This window comes from Crocosphaera sp. XPORK-15E (assembly GCF_034931425.1).
Taxonomy (GTDB): domain Bacteria; phylum Cyanobacteriota; class Cyanobacteriia; order Cyanobacteriales; family Microcystaceae; genus UHCC-0190.
On record NZ_JAYGHQ010000067.1, the window covers coordinates 125,153 to 144,795 of the forward strand.

The following is a 19,643-nucleotide window of genomic DNA, read 5'->3' on the forward strand; positions in this document are numbered from 1 at the left end:
GTACAATTTAATCAATAAACATCTCTCAGTAATTGCATTTTTAAACGGCCTAAATTAGTAATATGACACCAAACCGAGATAACCCCTTACTCAATCTCGATTATGAACCTGCCTTAGAAAATTTGGGAGACGACTATTATGATCAAGTCGCTGCTGCTGAGTTTCCCCAACATATTCTACGGTTTCGCAATGATGAATTATTGCCCCAATTAGGATTAAACCCTGATCTGGTAGAAGATAGACACTTTATCGAGGTATTTGGCAAATTTAAAGGAATACGCCCCTTTCTTGCCCTGCGCTATCATGGTTATCAGTTTGGTGAATATAACCCCCATTTGGGAGATGGTAGAGGCTTTCTCTACGGACAAGTGAGAGGGGTGGATGGGGCCTTATACGATTTTGGCACAAAAGGGTCGGGACAGACCCCTTATTCGCGGGGTGGTGATGGTAGATTAACCCTTAAAGGGGGTGTCAGGGAAGTCTTAGCAGCAGAAGCTTTACACGCATTGGGAGTCACAACCTCCCGCTGTTTAAGTTTAGTAGAAACTGGGGAGTCTTTATGGCGAGGAGATGAACCCTCTCCCACTCGTTCTTCTGTTATGATTCGCATGAGTCGTTCTCATCTTCGCTTTGGTACATTTGAACGTCTATATTATCTAAAACGGCCAGATTTAATTAAAAAATTATTAGATTTTGTCATTGATATTTATTATCAAAATCTTTCTGATTCAAGCGATCGCTATATTCTATTTTATCAGGAATTAGTTAAACGAATCGCCCAATTAGTGGCACAATGGATGGCTGCGGGCTTTTGTCATGGGGTTTTAAATACTGATAATATGTCGATTACAGGGGAAAGTTTTGATTACGGCCCCTACGGTTTTATTCCTACTTATGATCCTCAATTTACATCTGCTTATTTTGATTATGGGGGACGGTATAGTTATGGGAATCAACCCCTAATTTGTCGGCTTAATTTAGAGATGCTACAGTTACCTTTAATGACGGTTATTTCTCCCGGTAAATTAGAAGCTGCTTTGAAGGATTTTGAGCAATACTATTATGTAGCTTATCGTGAATCTATGTTAAAAAAATTAGGGATTAAGGGGCTAAATATTGAGAAAGGGGATGAGTTATTAAATAAAACTATTGAGGTTTTAAAGACCAGTCAAATTGGTTATCATGAATTCTTTGCTGAATTAGCTAACCAATTTAATTGGGGATGGCGTGAAGACAGTTCTACTATTTTGGAAAATAGCACACTCCCTTCCGCAGACTGGGAAACTTGGCGAGAATTATACTATCAAGTTTTAACCCAAATACCTCAAGAGAAAATGGATGAGGTGAGTTGCTGTTTACATCAATATAATACCCAAACGCCTTTACTTAGACCCATAATTGAATCGGTTTGGGAATCGATTGCTTATGAATATAATTGGCAACCGTTTGATGAATTAGTGAATAAACTACAGAGAAAATAAGGGTGAAAGTGATGAGATTAATTATCTTAGGTGGGCCAGGATCTGGAAAAGGTACGCAAGCAAAACGGTTAAGTGAGCATTTTAAGATCTCAGTAATTTCTACGGGAAATATCTTAAGAAAGGCTATTAGTGAGCAAACAGAATTAGGTAAAAAAGCCAAAGATTATGTTGAAAAAGGAGAATTATTACCTAATGAAATGATGATTGAATTTATCAGAGATCGTTTAGACAAAGACGATTTAGAAAAAGGTTGGATTTTAGAAGGATATCCCCGCACAGCATTTCAAGCAGAAGAATTAGACTTTTTATTAGAAACTTTAGGACAAAAATTAAATTATGGGATTTATTTGCAAGTTAGTGAAACAGTAATGAAAGAAAGATCATTAAAGCGATCACTAATGGATGATCAACCTGAAGTTATTGAACGTCGTATTAATATTTTTAAACAGTATACAATTCCCATTCTTGATTATTATCAAGGGACAAAAAGACTGTTAACTATTCCTGGTGAAGCATCGACAGATGAAGTAGAAAAGGTGATTTTAAACAAAATAACTGATTGATCACGATCACATAAAATCTCCATTAATATCACAGTTTATCACTTCTTAACTTTGTTATAGTGAAATTATAAACAATCCTAATGATTAAACCTATTTAACTGAGAGCTTGCACGATGATTTAAAAATCACAAAACCCCGATTTTTAAAGACAGCAAACCAAGCATGACTTCGTTACTATTTGGTAAAAAATCGGGGTTTTCAAGCTAGGTTCAAGATCTCAGTTTAACAAGTTCTCACTATTAACTAGGTCAAATCTCTCATTGATTAATTAGAAGATTCTTAAAAATAAAGGCGGGAATTTGATAATGTGCTATGTAATAAATTCCAGTTCTCATTCCTATCTGATCTCCCAAATTAACCGAGTTCTTCAAGAAGGAAAACTAACAGCAACGGAGGAAAAATATTTTTTAGATGCGATGCTTTGTTATCAACCCATTACCCAAGAAGAATTAATGGGAATTACAGAGATTTTTAGTAAATTACAATCAGGAAAATTGCAATTAATTGAATAGCTGTAATTAAATGATTTTGCCTTGATTAAGTCTTAAAATCTGATCGGTAAACTGATTTACCATATTTAATTGATGATTGACCATAATAATTGTGATGGGACTATTATTAGTTAAAAGAACTAATTGTTCAATTAATTGAGAAGCGCGATCACTATCTAATGCAGATGTGGGTTCATCTAATAATAATAATTTGGGTTGCATGACTAAACCTCGGACAATACTAACAATTTGTCTTTGTCCTAAAGATAATTGTAATTCATTGCGTTCTAACCAATCATCAGGAATAGATAATTGCGATCGCCATTGTTCAATTCTTTGTTGAATTTCTGCTTTAGGGATCTGTTGTAAGATTAAAGGATAAGCTAAGGTTTCTTGAACCGTCATCCCCAATAATTTCGGTTCTTGAGGTACTAAGACAATTTGTTGACGTAGTTGAATCACAGGAATTTTTGTCAGAGGTTGAGACTCAAATTCAATCGAACCAGTGCTAGGATCTTGTAAGCGGTTAATGAGACGTAATAGGGTTGTTTTTCCCGAACCAGAAGGGCCAACAATGGCCAGGCGATCGCCTGAATTAAGCGTAAAAGAAACCCCCTCTAATAACTGATTTTTACCTAAAGGATCGGTTAAACCAACATTAGAGAATTGTAATAAAGAAGTTTTTTTTTGTTCCATATTTATTACTTATTACTTATTGATTTACTCCTTACTTTCTTCTCCATGTTCTCTTCCTGGGGTATTTTCCAAAGCAGCTAAAACCGCTTGGGAACCCGCAATAATATCTTGTTCTGCTCCCCCTAAATATAGCCGTCCAAAGCTACCAATTGCTGAAACCTGTAAAATATTAATTAAAGCTGCTTTTTCTGCTTCATTGGCCGCTAAAGCCGCATAAGCAGCAGGTTGAACTTCTAATACATACAAAGTTTGTCCTTCAAGTAACATTTGTCCCCGTCGAGTACGATTAATTAACTGTGCTTGATAAGCATCAATATTACGAATAATTTGACTAGAAACGACCTTGGGTTTCAGACAATCTTGCCGTCTTACCCCCAATGCTGCTAGAATAGCTTGACCAGCAGCCCTGACTTCTCCTTGTTTATTTGAGTGAATTTCGAGAAGACCATAAAGGCGTTCAACAAATTGAACCCCAGGACGAACAACCGCCGCTTTTAAAGCAACATCAGTAATGCGGTTAATTTCAATGCCTGGAGAAATTTCAACCCAAAGGGAAGCATCTCCAGGAAGGGGTAAAAAACCCAAAGCAACTGCACCAATATAGGCAGCGTGTTGAGATTGTAAGCGATCTAGATAGACGTAACTGCGTAATTCAACACCCAAAGTTTAACTCTCCAATGGTTGTGATGAGAAGTCATCATAATTTAGTCCCTACAACAAGTTACCATAGTATTTACCTAACTGAAATCATTACTTAATCGAATATAAATTTTAAAATGCTCATTCTTCATAATCAAAACCTATTAGATTTAATGCGCTGTCAATATTCTTTAGAGGATATTCAAGGGATTACAAGATTTTTAGAGAGTCAAAAAACCTTGAGTTTTTCTCCCTTGGAAAATGGTTTATTTCCGGCGGCGGCTGTGGTAGCTAAAACAGCTTATACTGGTTATAGTAATGTTTGGGTTAGAGATAATATTTATTTAGCTTATACTCATTATTTTTGTCATAAATCAGAGATTGCTATTAAAACTATTAAAACTTTAATTAAATATTTCCAGAAACATCAAAACCGTTTTCAAGATATTATTGACGGAAAAGTTAATAAAAATGAGATCATGAAACGTCCCCATATTCGTTTTAATGGGGAAACTTTAGAAGAAATAGACCAAGAATGGAGTCATGCTCAAAATGATGCTTTAGGATACTTTCTTTGGTTTACTTGTAAATTAATCAGAGAAAAAATCTTAATTATTAAACCTAATGAGTTAGAAATTTTAGCTCTTTTTCCTTTCTATTTTGAGGCTATTTCTTATTGGGAAGATGAGGATAGTGGTCATTGGGAAGAAGATCGCAAAATTGAAGCTTCTAGTATTGGGGTAGTGGTGGCAGCTTTAACAGAGTTAAAATTACTTGTTCTCGAAACATCTGATCAAGTTTATTGTCAAAATAAAAATAATATTGTTAGCTTAGAATTGTTAGACAAATTAATTAATAAAGGTCAAGAAACTCTCAATAAAATATTACCTGATGAATGTATTCAAGATCCTCCTCAAACAAGAAAATATGATGCTGCTTTACTATTTTTAATTTATCCTTTACAACTAATTGAGGGAGAAATGGCTGAAAAAATTGTGAATAATGTCATCAATAATTTACAGGGAGATTATGGGATTAAAAGATATTTAGGGGATTCCTTTTGGTGTCGAGATTATCAAGAAATTCCTGAAGTTATTCGGACTACTATTTCCTCTGAACGAGAACAATGGTTTAAAGATAATAATCGAGAACTAAGACTGAGAGAAGAAGCACAATGGTGTATTTTTGACCCCATTATTTCTGCTATTTTTGGAATCAAATTTCAACAAACCAATCAACCCGAATATCTTGAAAAACAGACCTACTATTTAAACCGTTCTTTAGGACAGTTAACCCCATCAGATAGTCAATTTGGGGGCTTAAAATGTCCTGAATTATATTACTTAAAACAGGGTGTTTATTTCCCAGGAGATGCCACCCCGTTACTCTGGACACAAGCTAATCTAAAAGTAGCTTTAAAAATGATGGAGAAATCTTTATCAATGGATAATTGATAATGGATAATTGACAATTATCCATTGGTAAAAGTAGGGACGAATGGCCATTCGCCCCTACCTAAACTACTTTAATCCGGCTAACCCATTCAAATCAAATTTTTCTAACCAAGCTTGGCGATCGCTTTCAGTAAACGCCGGATCACGAGAAAGAACCTTCACCTGGAAACGGCCCCCGACTAAAATAGCGGTTGCGGTGCTTCCTTGAGAAACAGCAGGATAACCACCGATTTTTTGACTACTTTTCTCAAATTTAGTCGCTGCACTGGGATTATTAAGGGTATCAGAAATTGCCATCATAGCCATTTCCTTGCCATCTTTTTTCAACTTAGCTTCAGCAAACCCCTTCTTCTCCTGGGTATAAACACGCTCATAACCAGCACTAGAAGGGGGGAAAAACCGATTAAAACTCCCTCCAGACTCAGATTCACGAACCACCGCACTCGAACCCCTCTGAGTGCTGTCTTGTTGTGCTTGCTCAAACCGTGAGGGAGCTTGTGTCGAACAAGCAGAGAGCAATAATAGGGAACTGAGCAAGAAAACCGCGAAAAATTGGCGTAATTTAAACAACATTGTAAAAACATTCCTAAAGTTTGACGACTGTAACTTTATCTTGAACTGTACGTTAGAGAATTTACCCTGGTTCATGGGACTTGTGATTTTAGTTTAAAGCAAATTCCGTAAAAAACTGCTTGACCTTTGTTAATTGTTAGGTTTGAATGAAAAAAGTCAGTTGTTAATGGAAATTCTATTTTTATCCAATAAGCTTTATGATTAACTGCCAGTAACTGACGAATCAATCCTAATTCTCAAACCTGTTTATCCCTAATTTACCCTAATTTAGCCTAACTTATTCAATATATGCGAATTCTAATTTATTCCTACAATTATCACCCAGAACCTATTGGTATTGCCCCTTTGATGACAGAATTAGCAGAAGGGTTAGCAAAACGGGGACATCAAGTGAGGGTAGTAACAGCAATGCCTTGGTATCCTGAGAGTGAGATTGCGCCAGACTATCAAGGAAAGTTATATTTAACGGAAGAGCGGAATGGGGTAAAAATTCAACGTTGTTTTGTTTGGATTCGCCGTAAACGAAATTTTAGTAACCGCGCTTTCTTTGAAATTAGTTTTGTGGTTTTGAGTTTTTTCCAAGCTTTAAATGGTTCCCGTCCCGATATAATTTTTTTAACAATTCCTGGCTTACCTGTTTGTGTTCCTGCGGCTATTTTGGGCTGGTTATATCGCACCCCTATTTTATTGAATTTACAAGATATTCTTCCTGATGCTGCGATTCATGTGGGATTAATTAGTAGTCAAAAAATGATTAGTCTCTTTCAATGGTTAGAAAAATTTGCTTATCGTACTGCCACAAAAATTAGTGTGATTAGTGATGGTTTTACTAAAAATCTTTTAGAAAAAAAAGTACCTGACAATAAAATCATTGAAGTTCCTAATTGGGTTGATGTTAATTTTATTAAACCTCTTTCCCAAGAGAATAATTATTTTCGTCAAGAAAACGGTTTAGAAGGAAAATTTGTGGTTTTATATTCAGGCAATATTGCTTTAACGCAACCTTTAGAAATTTTAATTGATGCAGCAGTTAAATTAGGTCATATTAATGATTTGGCAGTGGTTATTGTTGGGAAGGAAGAAGCCTTAGAAGGCTTAGATAAATATTGTCAAAGAAAGAAAGCTCATAATGTTATTTTACGGCCTTTTCAACCCAGACATAAATTGCCTGAAATGTTAGCTGCTGCTGATGTAGGAATGGTCATGCAAAAAAGCAATGTAATTTCCTTTAATATGCCCTCAAAAATCCAAGTTTTATTAGCTAGTGGTCGCGCCATTATTGCTTCGGTTCCTGGGGAGGGAACGGCAGCAAGAGCGATTAAAAATAGTGGGGGAGGTATTGTGGTTCCTCCTGAAGATTCTGATGCTTTAGCGCAAGCAATTGAGAAGCTTTATTCTAACCCTGATCTAGTAATTTCTTTAGGTAAACAAGGAAGAAAATATGCTGAAGAATATTATAATTTTGAAAACACTTTAGATAAATATGAAGACTTGTTATCATTAATGACTCAACTATAGAAAATGGTGTTGAGGGAGTAATGATCATTAACATCTGCTACCAAGTCAAGCCTAGGAAGCAGATGTTATGATTGGAATAATAAATCAATCTACATTAAGGAAATCTTTGAAACATGACTGATTCTCCAACTACTGCCCAAAAAATTGCTTTTCGCAGAAAAACCATTAGGACGATGAAAGATGAATTAGATCAAACCTTATCATCCGTTCAGTCCCGCAATTATCAGGCAGCAAAAACTCCTTTTGAAAGTGCTAAAAAGAAATGGTTTACCTTTGGGGGAACGATCAAACGAATTGCACCGGATCTTTATGAAATTATCGATCCAGGATTTAAAACCATCAATACACTTTTAAATCAAGCTAGTCCCCAACAAGGAAACTTAACAGCACAATTACAACGAGTTGTTGAAGCTGCCGCTAAAGCTGTAACGATCAGCGATGCGAAAGAATAACAACGGGTTATTAATATTAATCAATCAAGCTTGCTTAGGTGGGCTTTTTTCTATGAATATGTTCTTATCGAAAGGGGCCAATAACATCTGTAACGGTTATGGTTTGTTCTGCCGTATAACCCGCAAAAGTTCGAGTCGCTATCAGCTTAATTTCTACTCCTAATCCTGAACGCAAATAGTTAGGATCAATCGGTAATTTACCAACATTAATCGTAAATTTATTGCCATCAAGAATAACTAAATCTTCAGGAATTTCTCCCTCATATTTGGTACTATAATCAGAAACAGTACGAAAACGAGGGTCAGAACGAGTAATACTATAGTCAAGTTTAAATTTAGTCGCAATTAAATTAGATTGATCCGCCTTATCAATTAAAGTTAGAGTCATATCTGTTCCCTTTCCTGATAATTTTTGACTTTCTAAGCGGGTGGCATCTGCCCTAGGAATGGCATTATAAACAATAAACTGAGTAATATTATTCCTCTGTTGTGTTGTCGCTTCTATCCAAAGATCTTGAGGGGGATCAACCGTAATTCCCTGATCATTTTCATATTTTAAAGTAACTTGTTGCTCAGTAAATTTATTAAAGGGTTGTGGTGCATTCCAAATCAATAAAAAAGAGCGTTCTAATCTTTGTACCAAAGCTAAATATTGATCTTCAATTACGGAACCTGGAGCAAATAATCCTGATGCTCCGTTGCGGGTTTCCCAAATATTTTTAGATAAAAGATATCCTTTATCTTTTAAATTTCCCATCGTCACCGTTGCCGCAGGTTTATCCGGTTCTAAAGGTTTATCTAAATTAATTAAAGTTAGTTTTCCTGGTAAACCTTCTCTCCCTAATACTCCAGTTGCACCCTTCGAGCCTTTTCTGCCATCTTGACAACGAAATTCTAGGGTTGTACAACGATAATCAGCGTCTCCAGGATTACCGCTACAGGTTTCTAACGTCCAATAGGGTTCTGTACAGTTGCAACCGTCCCCACCGTCTCCCCCTTGGCCCGGTTGTCCTCCCTTTCCTCCCGCAGCATTAACATAAATTTGTCGGAGTTCAGAAAGATTCGTTGCATAGATGGTTAAAGAGCCAGCATTGCCCCCATCTCCGCCATTTCCGCCATTTCCGCCCATACCCCCACTGGGAGCCTGTAGGTTATATTTAACCCCAACAGGTTGATTGTCACATTGGGCATTTTCCCCAGATTTACCGTTTTCCCCAGGTTGACCATTTTCCCCCACTAAATTGAGGGTTAAAGGAGAACCATCAGCAAAAATGGTCAGATTTTCGCTATTGTCTCCAGCTTGTCCTGACGGGCCATTTTGGGCATTAGTACCATTTTGACCAAAGGTTTTAATTTCCGCCCCCCAAGCTGCACCAGCGCAGATCTCAGAGGAGGAAGGGAAGGGGATCACAATAGAGCTTGTGAACAATAGAGTAGAGAGAACAATTTTACTGAGAAGGTGCATTGATTCGTTAGTTGTGTTAACGAGAGCCACATTCAAGGACTGCTTTAGGTTAACTTTTGTTTCCTTCAGTTAATCAATGGTTGGTTGATCATTATTGTTTTGGGATTTTCTTAGGGTTTCTGATAGAGCATAAAGGGCATTTTCTAGTTCTCTATCGTCTCCTTCATCATCAATATCAACAAAGTTCTGATGATGAAGTTTTAGAGCAAGAAATAGAAGCAGATTTTTCTACATATATTGAACGTCATCCTCTGGAATATGAATGTTATCAAACCATTGATAATCTTGGTTCATTACTCAGAATTAAAGGGTCAAAAGGCATGGGTAAAACCCTATTAATTGATAAGGTATCTCATCAACCTATTGTCAAAAAATATCAAGTTATTTCCCTGAGTTTATTATTGGCAGATTCTAGTATATTATCGGATATCAATGCTTTTTTGCGCTGGTTTTGCTTAGTTATTTCCAAAAAGCTAAAATTAGATAATAAATTAGAGCAATATTGGGAAGAAGGATTAGGGTATATTTATAACTGTACAACTTATTTTGAAGAATATATCTTACATAACATTAATTATCCTTTAATATTAGCTTTAGATGATGTCGATCAGATTTTTTCTTATAGAAAGATTGCTGATAATTTCTTTAGTATGTTAAGAGCTTGGCATGAAGAAGCAAAAATCAATAAAACTTGGCAAAAATTAAGATTAATCTTGGCTTATTCAACAGAGCAATATATTCCTGCCGATATTAATCAGTCGCCGTTTAATGTGGGTGTTGAAATTGAATTACGCGATTTTGATCCCAATGAATTAGTAAATTTAGCTAACAAATACCATATTAATTTAGATAATAATATTATAGAGAACATCATGAATAAAATTGGGGGACATCCTTATTTATTACAAAAAATTATTAATTCTCTAAACCGCGAAGATACAACAGTAGAAAAGTTATTAGAAACAGCAACAACTGATCACGGAATTTTTAAAGATCATTTGCGAGGACATTTATTAAATTTGCAACAATATCCAGAGTTAGCAGCAGCTATGAAAACTGTCGTTAGCAAAAATGCTCCGATTCCGCTAGAATCAAAATTAGCCTTTAAATTACATAGTTTAGGGTTAGTAGAATGGAAAGATAATCAAGTTAAACCTCGTTATCGGTTATATGCTGATTATTTTTGCGATCGCCTGTAATTAAAACCAGACTAAACAATTTATTAAACCATAAAGATTATGAATAATTTTTATCAATTAGGGGGAGGTTTACCACCAGATGCACCCAGTTAATAAAATTTGACAAATAATGAACTTGTCTTAACTATGATTTGAATGATTAAATGAGAACTATGATTATATGAGAGCTATGATTAGATGATAATCTGTTGTGCATTTAAACAACACATTATTAAGTTAAGCAATAAATTAGTAAACAATCTCCCCCTCCCCAATTATAGTTATGACATTTGTTAATCCCCAATACCCCAAAAGTGAACTAACAGGCAAGATTATCGGTTGTGCAATGGAAGTTCATCGTATTCTAGGCAATGGTTTTCAAGAAGTCATTTATCAAAGGGCATTAGCAAAAGAAATGACTCTACAAGGTTTATCTTTTTCGAGAGAACATGAAATGCAAATATTTTATAAAGGTGATCAAATTGGAACAAGGCGAGTTGATTTTTTTGTTGAAGGTAAAGTAATGGTAGAATTAAAAGCTGTTATTAAACTAGAAGATGTTCATTTAGCACAGGCAATTAATTACCTAGAAGCTTATGGATTAGATATTGGATTATTAATTAATTTCGGCAATATCAGTTTACAGTTTAAAAGAGTGATGAAGCCCAAAAGAAAACCTGACTATAATTAGAATAATTGAATAATGACTATGATTATATGCTCTTAATCATGGGGATTATAGGCAAAAAAAATCATAGTCAATCACACAATCAAAAAAATCACAGTTTAGCCCCCCATACTTCCCAGATGTCCCCCTCAGTTCTAAACTTGACTTGAGAGGTGTAACAGGCAATCGAGAGGTTATTTTGTGAAGAAAGTTCTAGCAATCATACTCGGTGGTGGCGCAGGTTCGCGCTTATACCCCCTAACCAAGTTACGGGCCAAACCCGCCGTTCCCTTAGCTGGTAAATATCGCTTAATTGATATCCCCGTTAGCAATTGTATTAACGCAGAAATACTCAAAGTCTACGTTTTAACTCAGTTTAACTCCGCTTCCCTTAACCGACATCTAACGCGCACTTATAACTTCTCAGCCTTTAGTGATGGGTTTGTAGAAGTATTAGCAGCGCAGCAGACAACGGAAAACCCCAGTTGGTTTCAAGGAACAGCCGATGCTGTGCGTCAGTATCTCTGGTTGTTTGAAGATTGGGATGTGGATGAATACTTGATCTTGTCGGGCGATCATCTCTATCGTATGGACTATAGTGATTTTGTCCGAAGACATCGAGAAACGGGGGCTGATATTACTTTGTCGGTGGTTCCTATTGATGAAAAACGGGCCTCTAGTTTCGGGTTAATGAAAATTGATGATCATGGCAGAGTCATCGACTTTTCCGAAAAACCCACAGGAGACGCATTGAAACAAATGCAGGTTGATACGACTGTTTTAGGGTTAAACCAAGAACAAGCTAAGGAAAGTCCTTATATTGCTTCTATGGGTATTTATGTCTTTAAAAAAGAAGTATTGACTGCCCTGCTCAAAAATAATCCTGAACAAACGGATTTTGGCAAGGAGATTATTCCTGGTTCTTCCAAGGATTACAATCTACAGGCGTATTTATTTAAAGGTTACTGGGAAGATATTGGAACCATTGAAGCATTTTATGAGGCTAATTTGGCTCTTAATCGTCAGCCAACCCCTGCCTTTAGCTTCTACAATGAAAAAGCTCCCATTTATACCCGTGCGCGTTATTTGCCCCCTACCAAGGTGCTTAACTGCAACATCACTGAATCTATGATTAGTGAAGGGTGTATTATCAAGGATTGTCGCATCGATAATTCAATTTTAGGGATTCGCAGTCGCATTGAAGCTGATTGTGTCATTGAAGATACGATGGTTATGGGGTCGGATTTTTATGAGTCTCCAGAGGAGAGACAATCTCTCAGCGATCAGGGTAAAATTCCGATGGGGATTGGTAAAGGTAGCACAGTCCGACGGGCTATCATTGATAAAAATGCTCGCATTGGTCGCAATGTCTCCATTGTTAATAAAGAAAACGTTGATGAATCTAATCGTGAAGACGAAGGGTTCTATATTCGTAATGGCATTGTTGTGGTGATCAAAAATGCTGTGATTCCTGATGGAACAGTGATTTAAAAGATCATTAGGGGACGATCTTTCGTCCCTCTTTTGAATCACAAAAAATCTTAGTACCTGAATAATTAAAAATAATGAAAAAGATTCTGAAAGATGCAAACTTAACAGAAGATGATATTTAAGATTTGCCAATCAGATCACAAAATCTGTAGCAAACAATCGGCAATTTTAGAGAATTTTCTGCATTTTTTCCCAGGTTAATCCTTGTTGAATATAGTTAGGATTATTAGGATTATAAGGACTCATTAACCGATCAATACTAATAATAATTGCGTCATTAGATAACATAGAGACATCAGGATCAAAATCAGTGGGACGCATTAAAGAACTAGAAAATCCTTTGAAAATTAAAAGTTGATCCCCTTCTCCATCTGTTTCAACGGTAATTAATAAGACTTCTTGGGGATGTTTAAGGGTATATTGTTCTAATTGTTGTATTCGAGAAAGGGCCATTAGTTTAAATGAATTCCTGCTTTTAAAAAGTTGTGTTTTTTATAGAGATAATTCATGAATTATCCCTAGGGTTTAGGCAGTACCTTGACTTAACCAAGCGATCGCCTCCCGAATCCAATCTTCTGTATTAGTATTTTTTAACATCAGATTATCTTGACTTAAGGTAGAAATTGCCTTATTGATTTCTTCATTAGTATAACCTAAAGCTAACAAAGTCATCTCAATATCTTCTAAAATGTCTAAGGATGGCATGGCCGATGAAGTCGTTATTGTTACCCCAACTAATTGCCTCCATTGAGATAGTTTCGTTTTCAATTCTAAGGCAATACGTTCCGCTGTTTTTCGTCCTACTCCTGGGGTTTGGGATAAAATTCTAATATTGCCTGTCACAATGGCTTTCACTAATTCTTCTAATCCTAATGTGTCAATTAAAGCTATGCCTAATTGTGCGCCAATACCACTGACACTAATTAATTGACGAAATAATTCTCGTTCTGATGCTGTTGAAAAACCATACAAAATTTGCTGATCCTCTCGGATTTGTAAATGGGTAAAAACTTGAATTATTTCGGGCTGATCTTGAGATAATTGTCGCGCCATTCGAGAGGGTATTTGTATTTCATACCCCACTTGATTTACGTCTAAAACCAGCACAATTCGCTGGTTCGTATTCTTGATGATTTCGACAGGGTTGCCTTTAAGATAGCTAATCACAGTTAATAAATAAATGATTATTGAATAAAACTAAAATGAGTTAATCCTTCTAAGATTCTCGCCCCATAATGGTCTTTGGCTAGATAATAAAATGGGGTTTTATTATTATAATACCATTGCAGCAGTTCTGGTTGATCATTTCCGACAATAATGCCTCTTTCTTCTCCTTGAAATAGACTAATATCGTTACCTGAATCCCAACAAACTACTGTTTGATCGACAGAAATTCCCCATTTATATAGAGACAACATTTAAGGATTTTCAGGGTTTATACTGATGTTTTTTTCTCAAGGTGTGAGGTAATTATTTACAATATTGATGCCAGTTCTTTGATTAACAACAATTTAAACTATGTTAGAAGTCTTCATAATTAGGCTTTTTGTGTTAGAGACATCCATTGACGAGTGCCAAAAGATTGACAAGCAACTGAGGCAATATGAGAAGATTTAGCAAGGGCATCAACAAAATTATAGCCTAAAATAAAATGACAAAACGCCCCATGAAAAATGTCCCCCGCCCCTAAAGTATCAATGGCTTTGATCGGTGGAATATCAATCATTCCTGCTCGTTTTTTAGTCCAATATTGAATGGGTTTTTCTCCTTGAGTGATTGCAATATAAGGAATTGATTTTTGTTTTAAATAATCAAAAACTTCTTGAGTATTAGAACAATTAGGAGGATAAAAATTAGCCGAACAAATGGCATAATCAACATAGGGTAAAACCTTCTCAAAGCCAGGTTTCCAACTTCCTCCATCAATAACAACAGGAATGCCTCTTTCTTGGGCTTTTTGGGCAATAATTTGACTCGCGGGCATTTGATGACCATCAATCAAAATTATGTCAATATCTTGTAAAATCTCTAAGGACAATTTACCCACTTTTGCCTGAGATTTGATAGCATTAATGGAGATAACTGCCCGTTCCCCTGTCCCTTGATTAACAATAATTGAAGAAGCAGGGGGAGGATTTTGATAAAAAGGTTCGAGATCAAAAACATCAATGGAACAATCTTCTAATTCGGCACAAATCAGTTGACTAATGGGATGATTTCCAATCACACTTAAAACCGTTGCTTGATGGCCAAAATATTTGAAGGTAATGGCCGCATTTGTCGCTGGCCCTCCTGCGGCAATAGTTTGATCAATGGCAACAATTTTTTCATTATTCTGAGGAAAATGATCAGTAAGATAAATAATATCTAAAGTCGTTAAACCGACAAATAATCCATTCATGAGTGAAGATAATGAACAATGAAAACTTACAGCAAGGAACCCTTTATCTTGTGGGAACTCCCATCGGTAATTTAGAAGATATCACTTTTCGGGCTATCCGAATTTTGCAATCAGTTAACTTTATCGCCGCAGAAGATACCCGTCATACTGCTAAATTGTTGCAGCATTTTCAAATTACCACACCTCAGATTAGTTATCACCATCATAACCGTTTAGCCCGTCAAACAGAACTATTAAACAGACTCCAACAAGGGCATAGTATTGCCTTAGTTAGTGATGCGGGAATGCCAGGTATTTCTGATCCAGGTTATGAGTTAATTTGTGCTTGTATTGCGGTTAAAATACCCATCATTCCCATTCCTGGCCCAACGGCGGCCATGACGGCCCTAGTTGCTTCTGGTTTACCGACGGATCGCTTTGTTTTTGAGGGGTTTCTTCCTACCAAGGGGAAGGAAAGACGCGATCGCTTGACGAATTTAATCACAGAAACCCGCACCCTCATTTTTTATGAAGCTCCTCATCGTATTCTAGCAACTTTAAGCGAATTTGCCGACGTTTTTGGGAAAAATCGTCAGATAACTTTGGCTAGAGAGTTAACTAAACGTTATGAAGAATTTTGGCGAGGCACTTTAGAAGCTGCTGTTTTATTTTACCAAGATTCTCAACACATCAAAGGAGAGTTTACTTTAGTTTTAGAAGGATGTCCTCAAAGTAGTTCTCTTAATTTGACTATAGACCAATTAAAGGAGGAATTACAACAATTATTAGAGCAAGGAATGACGCGATCGCAAGCTAGTCGTCAGTTGGCACAATTTACCTCTTTTTCTCGTCGTCAAATCTATGATTTATCCTTAGAAAATTAGTAAAATATTATCAAGATATTTTGACCCCTTAGCTTAGTAGTCGCTATCGGCCACACAAATGCCCTTACATTTAATGCCATTACTAGCAGTGCGTCGGCAATGGGGACAAAGTATCGGCTCTTTTTCCAGTTTTTGAGCTTGTTTGTTGTCTGTAACGACTTCGGGATCATCCTGATTATTATGCTGAGAAAACATTATAATTAATGAGTAACTGAATCTGATTAAAGTGCTAATAATTTTGATTATAACACTTTGTTGACACAACCTACCCTTAATGGTCTGTAATTATTAAATGTTATCCCTATCTTGTTCCCTCAAAGAGAAATTATCAACCCCTTTAAAAATTGGCACAGTTGAGGTCAAAAGTCGCGTTTTACAATCTCCCTTATCGGGGGTAACAGACTTGGTGTTTCGTCGCTTAGCGAGACGTTATGCACCTCATTCTATGATGTATACAGAGATGGTGAGTGCCACAGAAATCCATCATTTAAAACAACTGCCAAAACTAATGGAAATTGATCCTCATGAGCAACCTATTAGCATTCAATTATTTGATTGTCGTCCTGATTTTATGGCAGAAGCGGCTCAAAAAGCTGTAGGAGAAGGGGCGCAGACTATTGATATTAATATGGGATGTCCTGTTAATAAAATTACTAAAAAAGGCGGTGGATCTTCTTTACTTCGTCAACCAGATATTGCCCAAGCTATTATTAAAGAAGTCCTGAAAGCGGTTGATGTTCCTGTTACCGTAAAAACGAGAATAGGCTGGGATGATAATGAAATTAATATCCTAGAATTTGCCCAAAAAATGCAAGATTCTGGAGCATCTATGTTAACTATTCATGGGAGAACTCGCGCCCAAGGTTATCAGGGTTTGGCCCGTTGGGAATGGATTAAAAAAGTTAAAGAAATTTTGACTATTCCTGTTATTGCTAATGGGGATATTTTTTCAGTAGAAGCAGCAATAAAGTGTTTAGAAATGACAGGAGCAGATGGGGTAATGTGTTCTAGAGGAACCCTCGGTTATCCTTTTTTAGTGGGAGAAATTGACTACTTTCTACAAACTGGAAATATTTTACCCTCTCCGACAGCAATTCAACGGTTAGAATGTGCGAAAGAACATCTACAAGGGTTATGGGAATATAAAGGAAAACGGGGAATTTATCAGGGAAGAAAACATCTAACTTGGTATTGTAAAGGGTTCCCTGGTGCATCAGAATTGAGAGAGCAGGTGTCTCGTATTGAAACAGTAGAACAAGGACATCAATTGTTAGATAAAGGTATTGAATATTGTTTATCTAATTTTAGCAAGACTACTCATTAATTATTATGATATAAATCATACCTTAAAACATTTTAAAAAATGGGTTAAAAAGCGTAAGATTTTCCTCCCTATTCAGCTAAATTAAAATGGATTAAACGCTTATTAAGATAAGGAAAAACCCTCACAAATAGGAGGGTTATTTATAAGAGAAACAAGGATGGTAAACTTTAACTAACGGAATAACGTTGGTAACTTATTGACTAAACCCGCACTAAAATAGCGTCCATAATAATCGAGATGCTGTTGCTGTTTGAGGCGGTTAGGGTTAGTAAAAATATCAGTTAATCCCAAACTAATGAACATAACAAATAAAGCAAGAATTAGGTAGTTTCGGAGAATACCAAAAACTTTCCCAGAAGTTAAAAACATTAAAATCTCTCCTAAAAATTGTTTATAAATTAGTGGTTTTAATTGCCTAAACTATATTTATGATACAGGGAACTTAAAGAGGATGTCAGTCCCAAAATGTCAGCAATTTAAACAAGTTAATCATTCCTGGTTGTAGAAAAAAATAGAAAGAAGTAGAATAAAATAAGTAGGTGGTCATAACTAAATGTCAACTAATTCTCAAAATAATGCTATAATAACCAGAATATTTAATTTTAATTATTAAACCGATCATCTTTCTATTCCACGACAAACCAGAATAGAAGATCTACTTTGAGTAGGTTGTAATCTTAGCAAAGTTTGACCGATTAATCCCTATCTGCTTGAATTGTTGAAACGTGACTACCCAAACCCCTTCCCTTCCCCAAAACTCAGAGACTGTACCTACAACCTCTCTTGAACAAAGTCTAAAAGGCCAAATTATTGTCATTCTTGACTTTGGTTCTCAATACTCAGAATTAATTGCTCGTCGCATCAGAGAAACTCAAGTTTACTCAGAAGTATTATCCTATCGAACCACTGCCGAAAAACTGCGCCAAATTAACCCGAAAGGGATTATTTTATCAGGTGGCCCCAACTCAGTTTATGACGATCTCGCCCCACAATGCGATCCAGAAATTTGGCAACTGGGTATCCCCATCTTAGGGGTTTGCTATGGAATGCAATTGATGGTAAAACAATTGGGAGGCAAAGTCGAAAAAGCCAAACGAGGGGAATATGGTAAAGCATCCCTGACTATTGACGATCCCACCGACTTACTAACCAATGTCGAAGATGGTTCCACGATGTGGATGAGTCATGGCGACTCCTGTACCCGTCTCCCCCAAGATTTTGAAATTTTAGCCCATACGGAAAATACCCTTTGTGCGGCGATCGCCGACCATGAGAAGAAACTGTTTGGGGTGCAATTTCATCCTGAAGTGGTTCACTCCATCGGTGGTATTGCCCTAATTCGGAACTTTGTCTATCATATTTGTGAATGTGAACCCACTTGGACGACAGAAGCTTTTGTCGAGGAAACTATCCGAGAAATTCGGGCCAAAGTGGGGGATAAAAAGGTCTTATTAGCCCTTTCTGGAGGCGTTGACTCCTCAACCTTAGCCTTTCTCCTTCATCGGGCGATCGGCGATAAATTAACCTGTATGTTTATCGATCAGGGGTTCATGCGGAAAGGGGAACCAGAAAGACTGGTCGATATTTTTGATCGTCAGTTTCATATCTCCGTTCAATATGTCAATGCGCGGGAACGCTTCTTAAAGCAAATAGAGGGAGTGACAGATCCTGAAAGGAAACGCCGTCTCATTGGCCATGAATTTATCCAAGTCTTTGAAGAAGAGTCTAAACGTCTGGGGCCCTTTGACTATTTGGCCCAAGGAACCCTTTATCCTGACGTGATCGAGTCGGCCGATACCAATGTTGACCCCAAAACAGGGGAAAGGGTAGCCGTTAAGATTAAAAGCCATCATAATGTGGGGGGACTGCCCAAAGATCTCCGGTTTAAGCTGGTTGAACCCCTCCGCAAGTTATTTAAGGATGAAGTGCGGAAAGTTGCCCGGGCCATTGGTTTACCGGAAGAAATTGTCCGTCGTCATCCCTTTCCGGGCCCTGGGTTGGCCATTCGGATCATTGGGGAAGTTACCTCAGAACGGTTGAACATCTTACGGGATGCGGATTTTATCGTGCGGGATGAAATTGCTAAGCAGGGGATGTATCATGATTTTTGGCAAGCTTTTGCGGTACTTTTACCCGTCCGTAGCGTCGGTGTGATGGGAGATAAGCGCACTTATGCTCATCCGATCGTCTTACGGTTAATTACCAGTGAAGATGGTATGACAGCAGACTGGGCCAAGGTTCCCTATGATTTATTAGAAACCATCTCTAACCGCATGGTTAATGAGGTGAAAGGGGTTAATCGTGTGGTTTATGATATTACCTCTAAACCCCCAGGAACTATTGAATGGGAGTAAGGATAGATCAGGGTTTAACAGTGTTAAACCCCT

General features: G+C 36.9%; 22 protein-coding genes. 12 read left to right on the forward strand and 10 right to left on the reverse strand.

The genetic code is table 11. From position 1 onward, the window contains the following. Nucleotides 1-62: 62 nt before the first annotated feature. From VB691_RS25020 to VB691_RS25030, 3 genes are all read left to right on the forward strand, one after another. A complete protein-coding gene (locus VB691_RS25020) occupies nucleotides 63-1,481 on the forward strand; it encodes a protein adenylyltransferase SelO (protein ID WP_323294239.1) in 1,419 nt (472 codons plus the stop codon). A gap of 11 nt (nucleotides 1,482-1,492) precedes the next feature. After that, complete coding sequence (locus tag VB691_RS25025) at nucleotides 1,493-2,044, forward strand: adenylate kinase (protein WP_323294240.1); 552 nt, start codon at nucleotides 1,493-1,495, stop codon at nucleotides 2,042-2,044. A 305-nt stretch (nucleotides 2,045-2,349) separates the two neighbouring features. Further along, nucleotides 2,350-2,556 carry a hypothetical protein gene (locus tag VB691_RS25030; RefSeq protein ID WP_323294241.1) on the forward strand — a complete coding sequence of 69 codons (207 nt, stop codon included), beginning with the start codon at nucleotides 2,350-2,352 and terminating at the stop codon, nucleotides 2,554-2,556. Between the two features lie 6 nt (nucleotides 2,557-2,562). Here VB691_RS25030 and VB691_RS25035 read toward each other — a convergent pair whose 3' ends face one another. Together VB691_RS25035 and VB691_RS25040 are read right to left on the reverse strand one after the other, a co-directional pair. Next, nucleotides 2,563-3,231 carry an ABC transporter ATP-binding protein gene (locus VB691_RS25035; RefSeq protein ID WP_323294242.1) on the reverse strand — a complete coding sequence of 223 codons (669 nt, stop codon included), beginning with the start codon at nucleotides 3,229-3,231 and terminating at the stop codon, nucleotides 2,563-2,565. 24 nt (nucleotides 3,232-3,255) lie between these two features. Next, nucleotides 3,256-3,894, reverse strand: a complete 639-nt coding sequence (locus VB691_RS25040) for a hypothetical protein (protein WP_323294243.1) — start codon at nucleotides 3,892-3,894, stop codon at nucleotides 3,256-3,258. A 113-nt stretch (nucleotides 3,895-4,007) separates the two neighbouring features. Between VB691_RS25040 and VB691_RS25045 the strand changes: the two genes are divergently transcribed. Further along, nucleotides 4,008-5,324, forward strand: coding sequence for a glycoside hydrolase family 15 protein (locus tag VB691_RS25045; protein WP_323294244.1), 1,317 nt, complete (start codon nucleotides 4,008-4,010; stop codon nucleotides 5,322-5,324). Between the two features lie 66 nt (nucleotides 5,325-5,390). Here VB691_RS25045 and VB691_RS25050 read toward each other — a convergent pair whose 3' ends face one another. Continuing rightward, a complete protein-coding gene (locus VB691_RS25050; RefSeq protein WP_323294245.1) occupies nucleotides 5,391-5,897 on the reverse strand; it encodes a hypothetical protein in 507 nt (168 codons plus the stop codon). Between the two features lie 288 nt (nucleotides 5,898-6,185). Between VB691_RS25050 and VB691_RS25055 the strand changes: the two genes are divergently transcribed. Both VB691_RS25055 and VB691_RS25060 read left to right on the forward strand, forming a co-directional pair. Beyond that, nucleotides 6,186-7,415 (forward strand): glycosyltransferase family 4 protein, encoded by a 1,230-nt coding sequence (locus VB691_RS25055; RefSeq protein ID WP_323294246.1) that lies wholly within the window; start codon nucleotides 6,186-6,188, stop codon nucleotides 7,413-7,415. Between the two features lie 113 nt (nucleotides 7,416-7,528). After that, nucleotides 7,529-7,867 carry a hypothetical protein gene (locus tag VB691_RS25060; protein WP_323294247.1) on the forward strand — a complete coding sequence of 113 codons (339 nt, stop codon included), beginning with the start codon at nucleotides 7,529-7,531 and terminating at the stop codon, nucleotides 7,865-7,867. Between the two features lie 64 nt (nucleotides 7,868-7,931). Here the strand turns inward: VB691_RS25060 and VB691_RS25065 are convergent, their stop codons facing one another. Further along, a complete protein-coding gene (locus tag VB691_RS25065; RefSeq protein WP_323294248.1) occupies nucleotides 7,932-9,332 on the reverse strand; it encodes a collagen-like protein in 1,401 nt (466 codons plus the stop codon). Between the two features lie 56 nt (nucleotides 9,333-9,388). Between VB691_RS25065 and VB691_RS25070 the strand changes: the two genes are divergently transcribed. The 3 genes from VB691_RS25070 to VB691_RS25080 all read left to right on the forward strand — a co-directional run bounded on the left by VB691_RS25070 (nucleotide 9,389) and on the right by VB691_RS25080 (nucleotide 12,668). Continuing rightward, nucleotides 9,389-10,531, forward strand: coding sequence for an AAA-like domain-containing protein (locus tag VB691_RS25070; RefSeq protein WP_323294249.1), 1,143 nt, complete (start codon nucleotides 9,389-9,391; stop codon nucleotides 10,529-10,531). A gap of 262 nt (nucleotides 10,532-10,793) precedes the next feature. Continuing rightward, the gene (locus VB691_RS25075; RefSeq protein WP_323294250.1) at nucleotides 10,794-11,201 is read left to right on the forward strand and encodes a GxxExxY protein; all 408 of its coding nucleotides are present in this window, start codon (nucleotides 10,794-10,796) and stop codon (nucleotides 11,199-11,201) included. A 177-nt stretch (nucleotides 11,202-11,378) separates the two neighbouring features. Continuing rightward, a complete protein-coding gene (locus tag VB691_RS25080) occupies nucleotides 11,379-12,668 on the forward strand; it encodes a glucose-1-phosphate adenylyltransferase (protein ID WP_323294251.1) in 1,290 nt (429 codons plus the stop codon). Nucleotides 12,669-12,836: 168 nt separating this feature from the next. On the opposite strand, the gene VB691_RS25085 is transcribed toward VB691_RS25080, so the two are convergent. The 4 genes from VB691_RS25085 to VB691_RS25100 all read right to left on the reverse strand — a co-directional run bounded on the left by VB691_RS25085 (nucleotide 12,837) and on the right by VB691_RS25100 (nucleotide 15,069). Next, entirely contained in the window at nucleotides 12,837-13,121 is a 285-nt protein-coding gene (locus VB691_RS25085; RefSeq protein WP_323294252.1) for a hypothetical protein, read from the reverse strand. A gap of 72 nt (nucleotides 13,122-13,193) precedes the next feature. After that, nucleotides 13,194-13,835, reverse strand: a complete 642-nt coding sequence (ruvA, locus tag VB691_RS25090; RefSeq protein ID WP_323294253.1) for a Holliday junction branch migration protein RuvA — start codon at nucleotides 13,833-13,835, stop codon at nucleotides 13,194-13,196. Nucleotides 13,836-13,852: 17 nt separating this feature from the next. Then, nucleotides 13,853-14,086, reverse strand: a complete 234-nt coding sequence (locus VB691_RS25095) for an HAD family hydrolase (protein ID WP_323294254.1) — start codon at nucleotides 14,084-14,086, stop codon at nucleotides 13,853-13,855. A gap of 119 nt (nucleotides 14,087-14,205) precedes the next feature. Beyond that, complete coding sequence (locus VB691_RS25100; protein WP_323294255.1) at nucleotides 14,206-15,069, reverse strand: sugar kinase; 864 nt, start codon at nucleotides 15,067-15,069, stop codon at nucleotides 14,206-14,208. Nucleotides 15,070-15,080: 11 nt separating this feature from the next. Between VB691_RS25100 and rsmI the strand changes: the two genes are divergently transcribed. Further along, on the forward strand, nucleotides 15,081-15,932 hold the full coding sequence (rsmI, locus tag VB691_RS25105; protein WP_323294256.1) for a 16S rRNA (cytidine(1402)-2'-O)-methyltransferase: 852 nt from the start codon (nucleotides 15,081-15,083) through the stop codon (nucleotides 15,930-15,932). 33 nt (nucleotides 15,933-15,965) lie between these two features. Here rsmI and VB691_RS25110 read toward each other — a convergent pair whose 3' ends face one another. Next, nucleotides 15,966-16,127, reverse strand: coding sequence for a hypothetical protein (locus VB691_RS25110; RefSeq protein WP_323294257.1), 162 nt, complete (start codon nucleotides 16,125-16,127; stop codon nucleotides 15,966-15,968). Between the two features lie 97 nt (nucleotides 16,128-16,224). On the opposite strand from VB691_RS25110, the gene dusB reads away from it, so the two are divergent. Beyond that, entirely contained in the window at nucleotides 16,225-17,256 is a 1,032-nt protein-coding gene (gene dusB, locus VB691_RS25115; protein WP_323294258.1) for a tRNA dihydrouridine synthase DusB, read from the forward strand. Nucleotides 17,257-17,427: 171 nt separating this feature from the next. Here the strand turns inward: dusB and VB691_RS25120 are convergent, their stop codons facing one another. Further along, nucleotides 17,428-17,625 (reverse strand): hypothetical protein, encoded by a 198-nt coding sequence (locus VB691_RS25120; protein ID WP_323294259.1) that lies wholly within the window; start codon nucleotides 17,623-17,625, stop codon nucleotides 17,428-17,430. 356 nt (nucleotides 17,626-17,981) lie between these two features. Here VB691_RS25120 and guaA point away from each other — a divergent pair, with 356 nt between their 5' ends. After that, a complete protein-coding gene (gene guaA, locus VB691_RS25125; protein WP_323294260.1) occupies nucleotides 17,982-19,610 on the forward strand; it encodes a glutamine-hydrolyzing GMP synthase in 1,629 nt (542 codons plus the stop codon). Nucleotides 19,611-19,643: the final 33 nt, after the last annotated feature.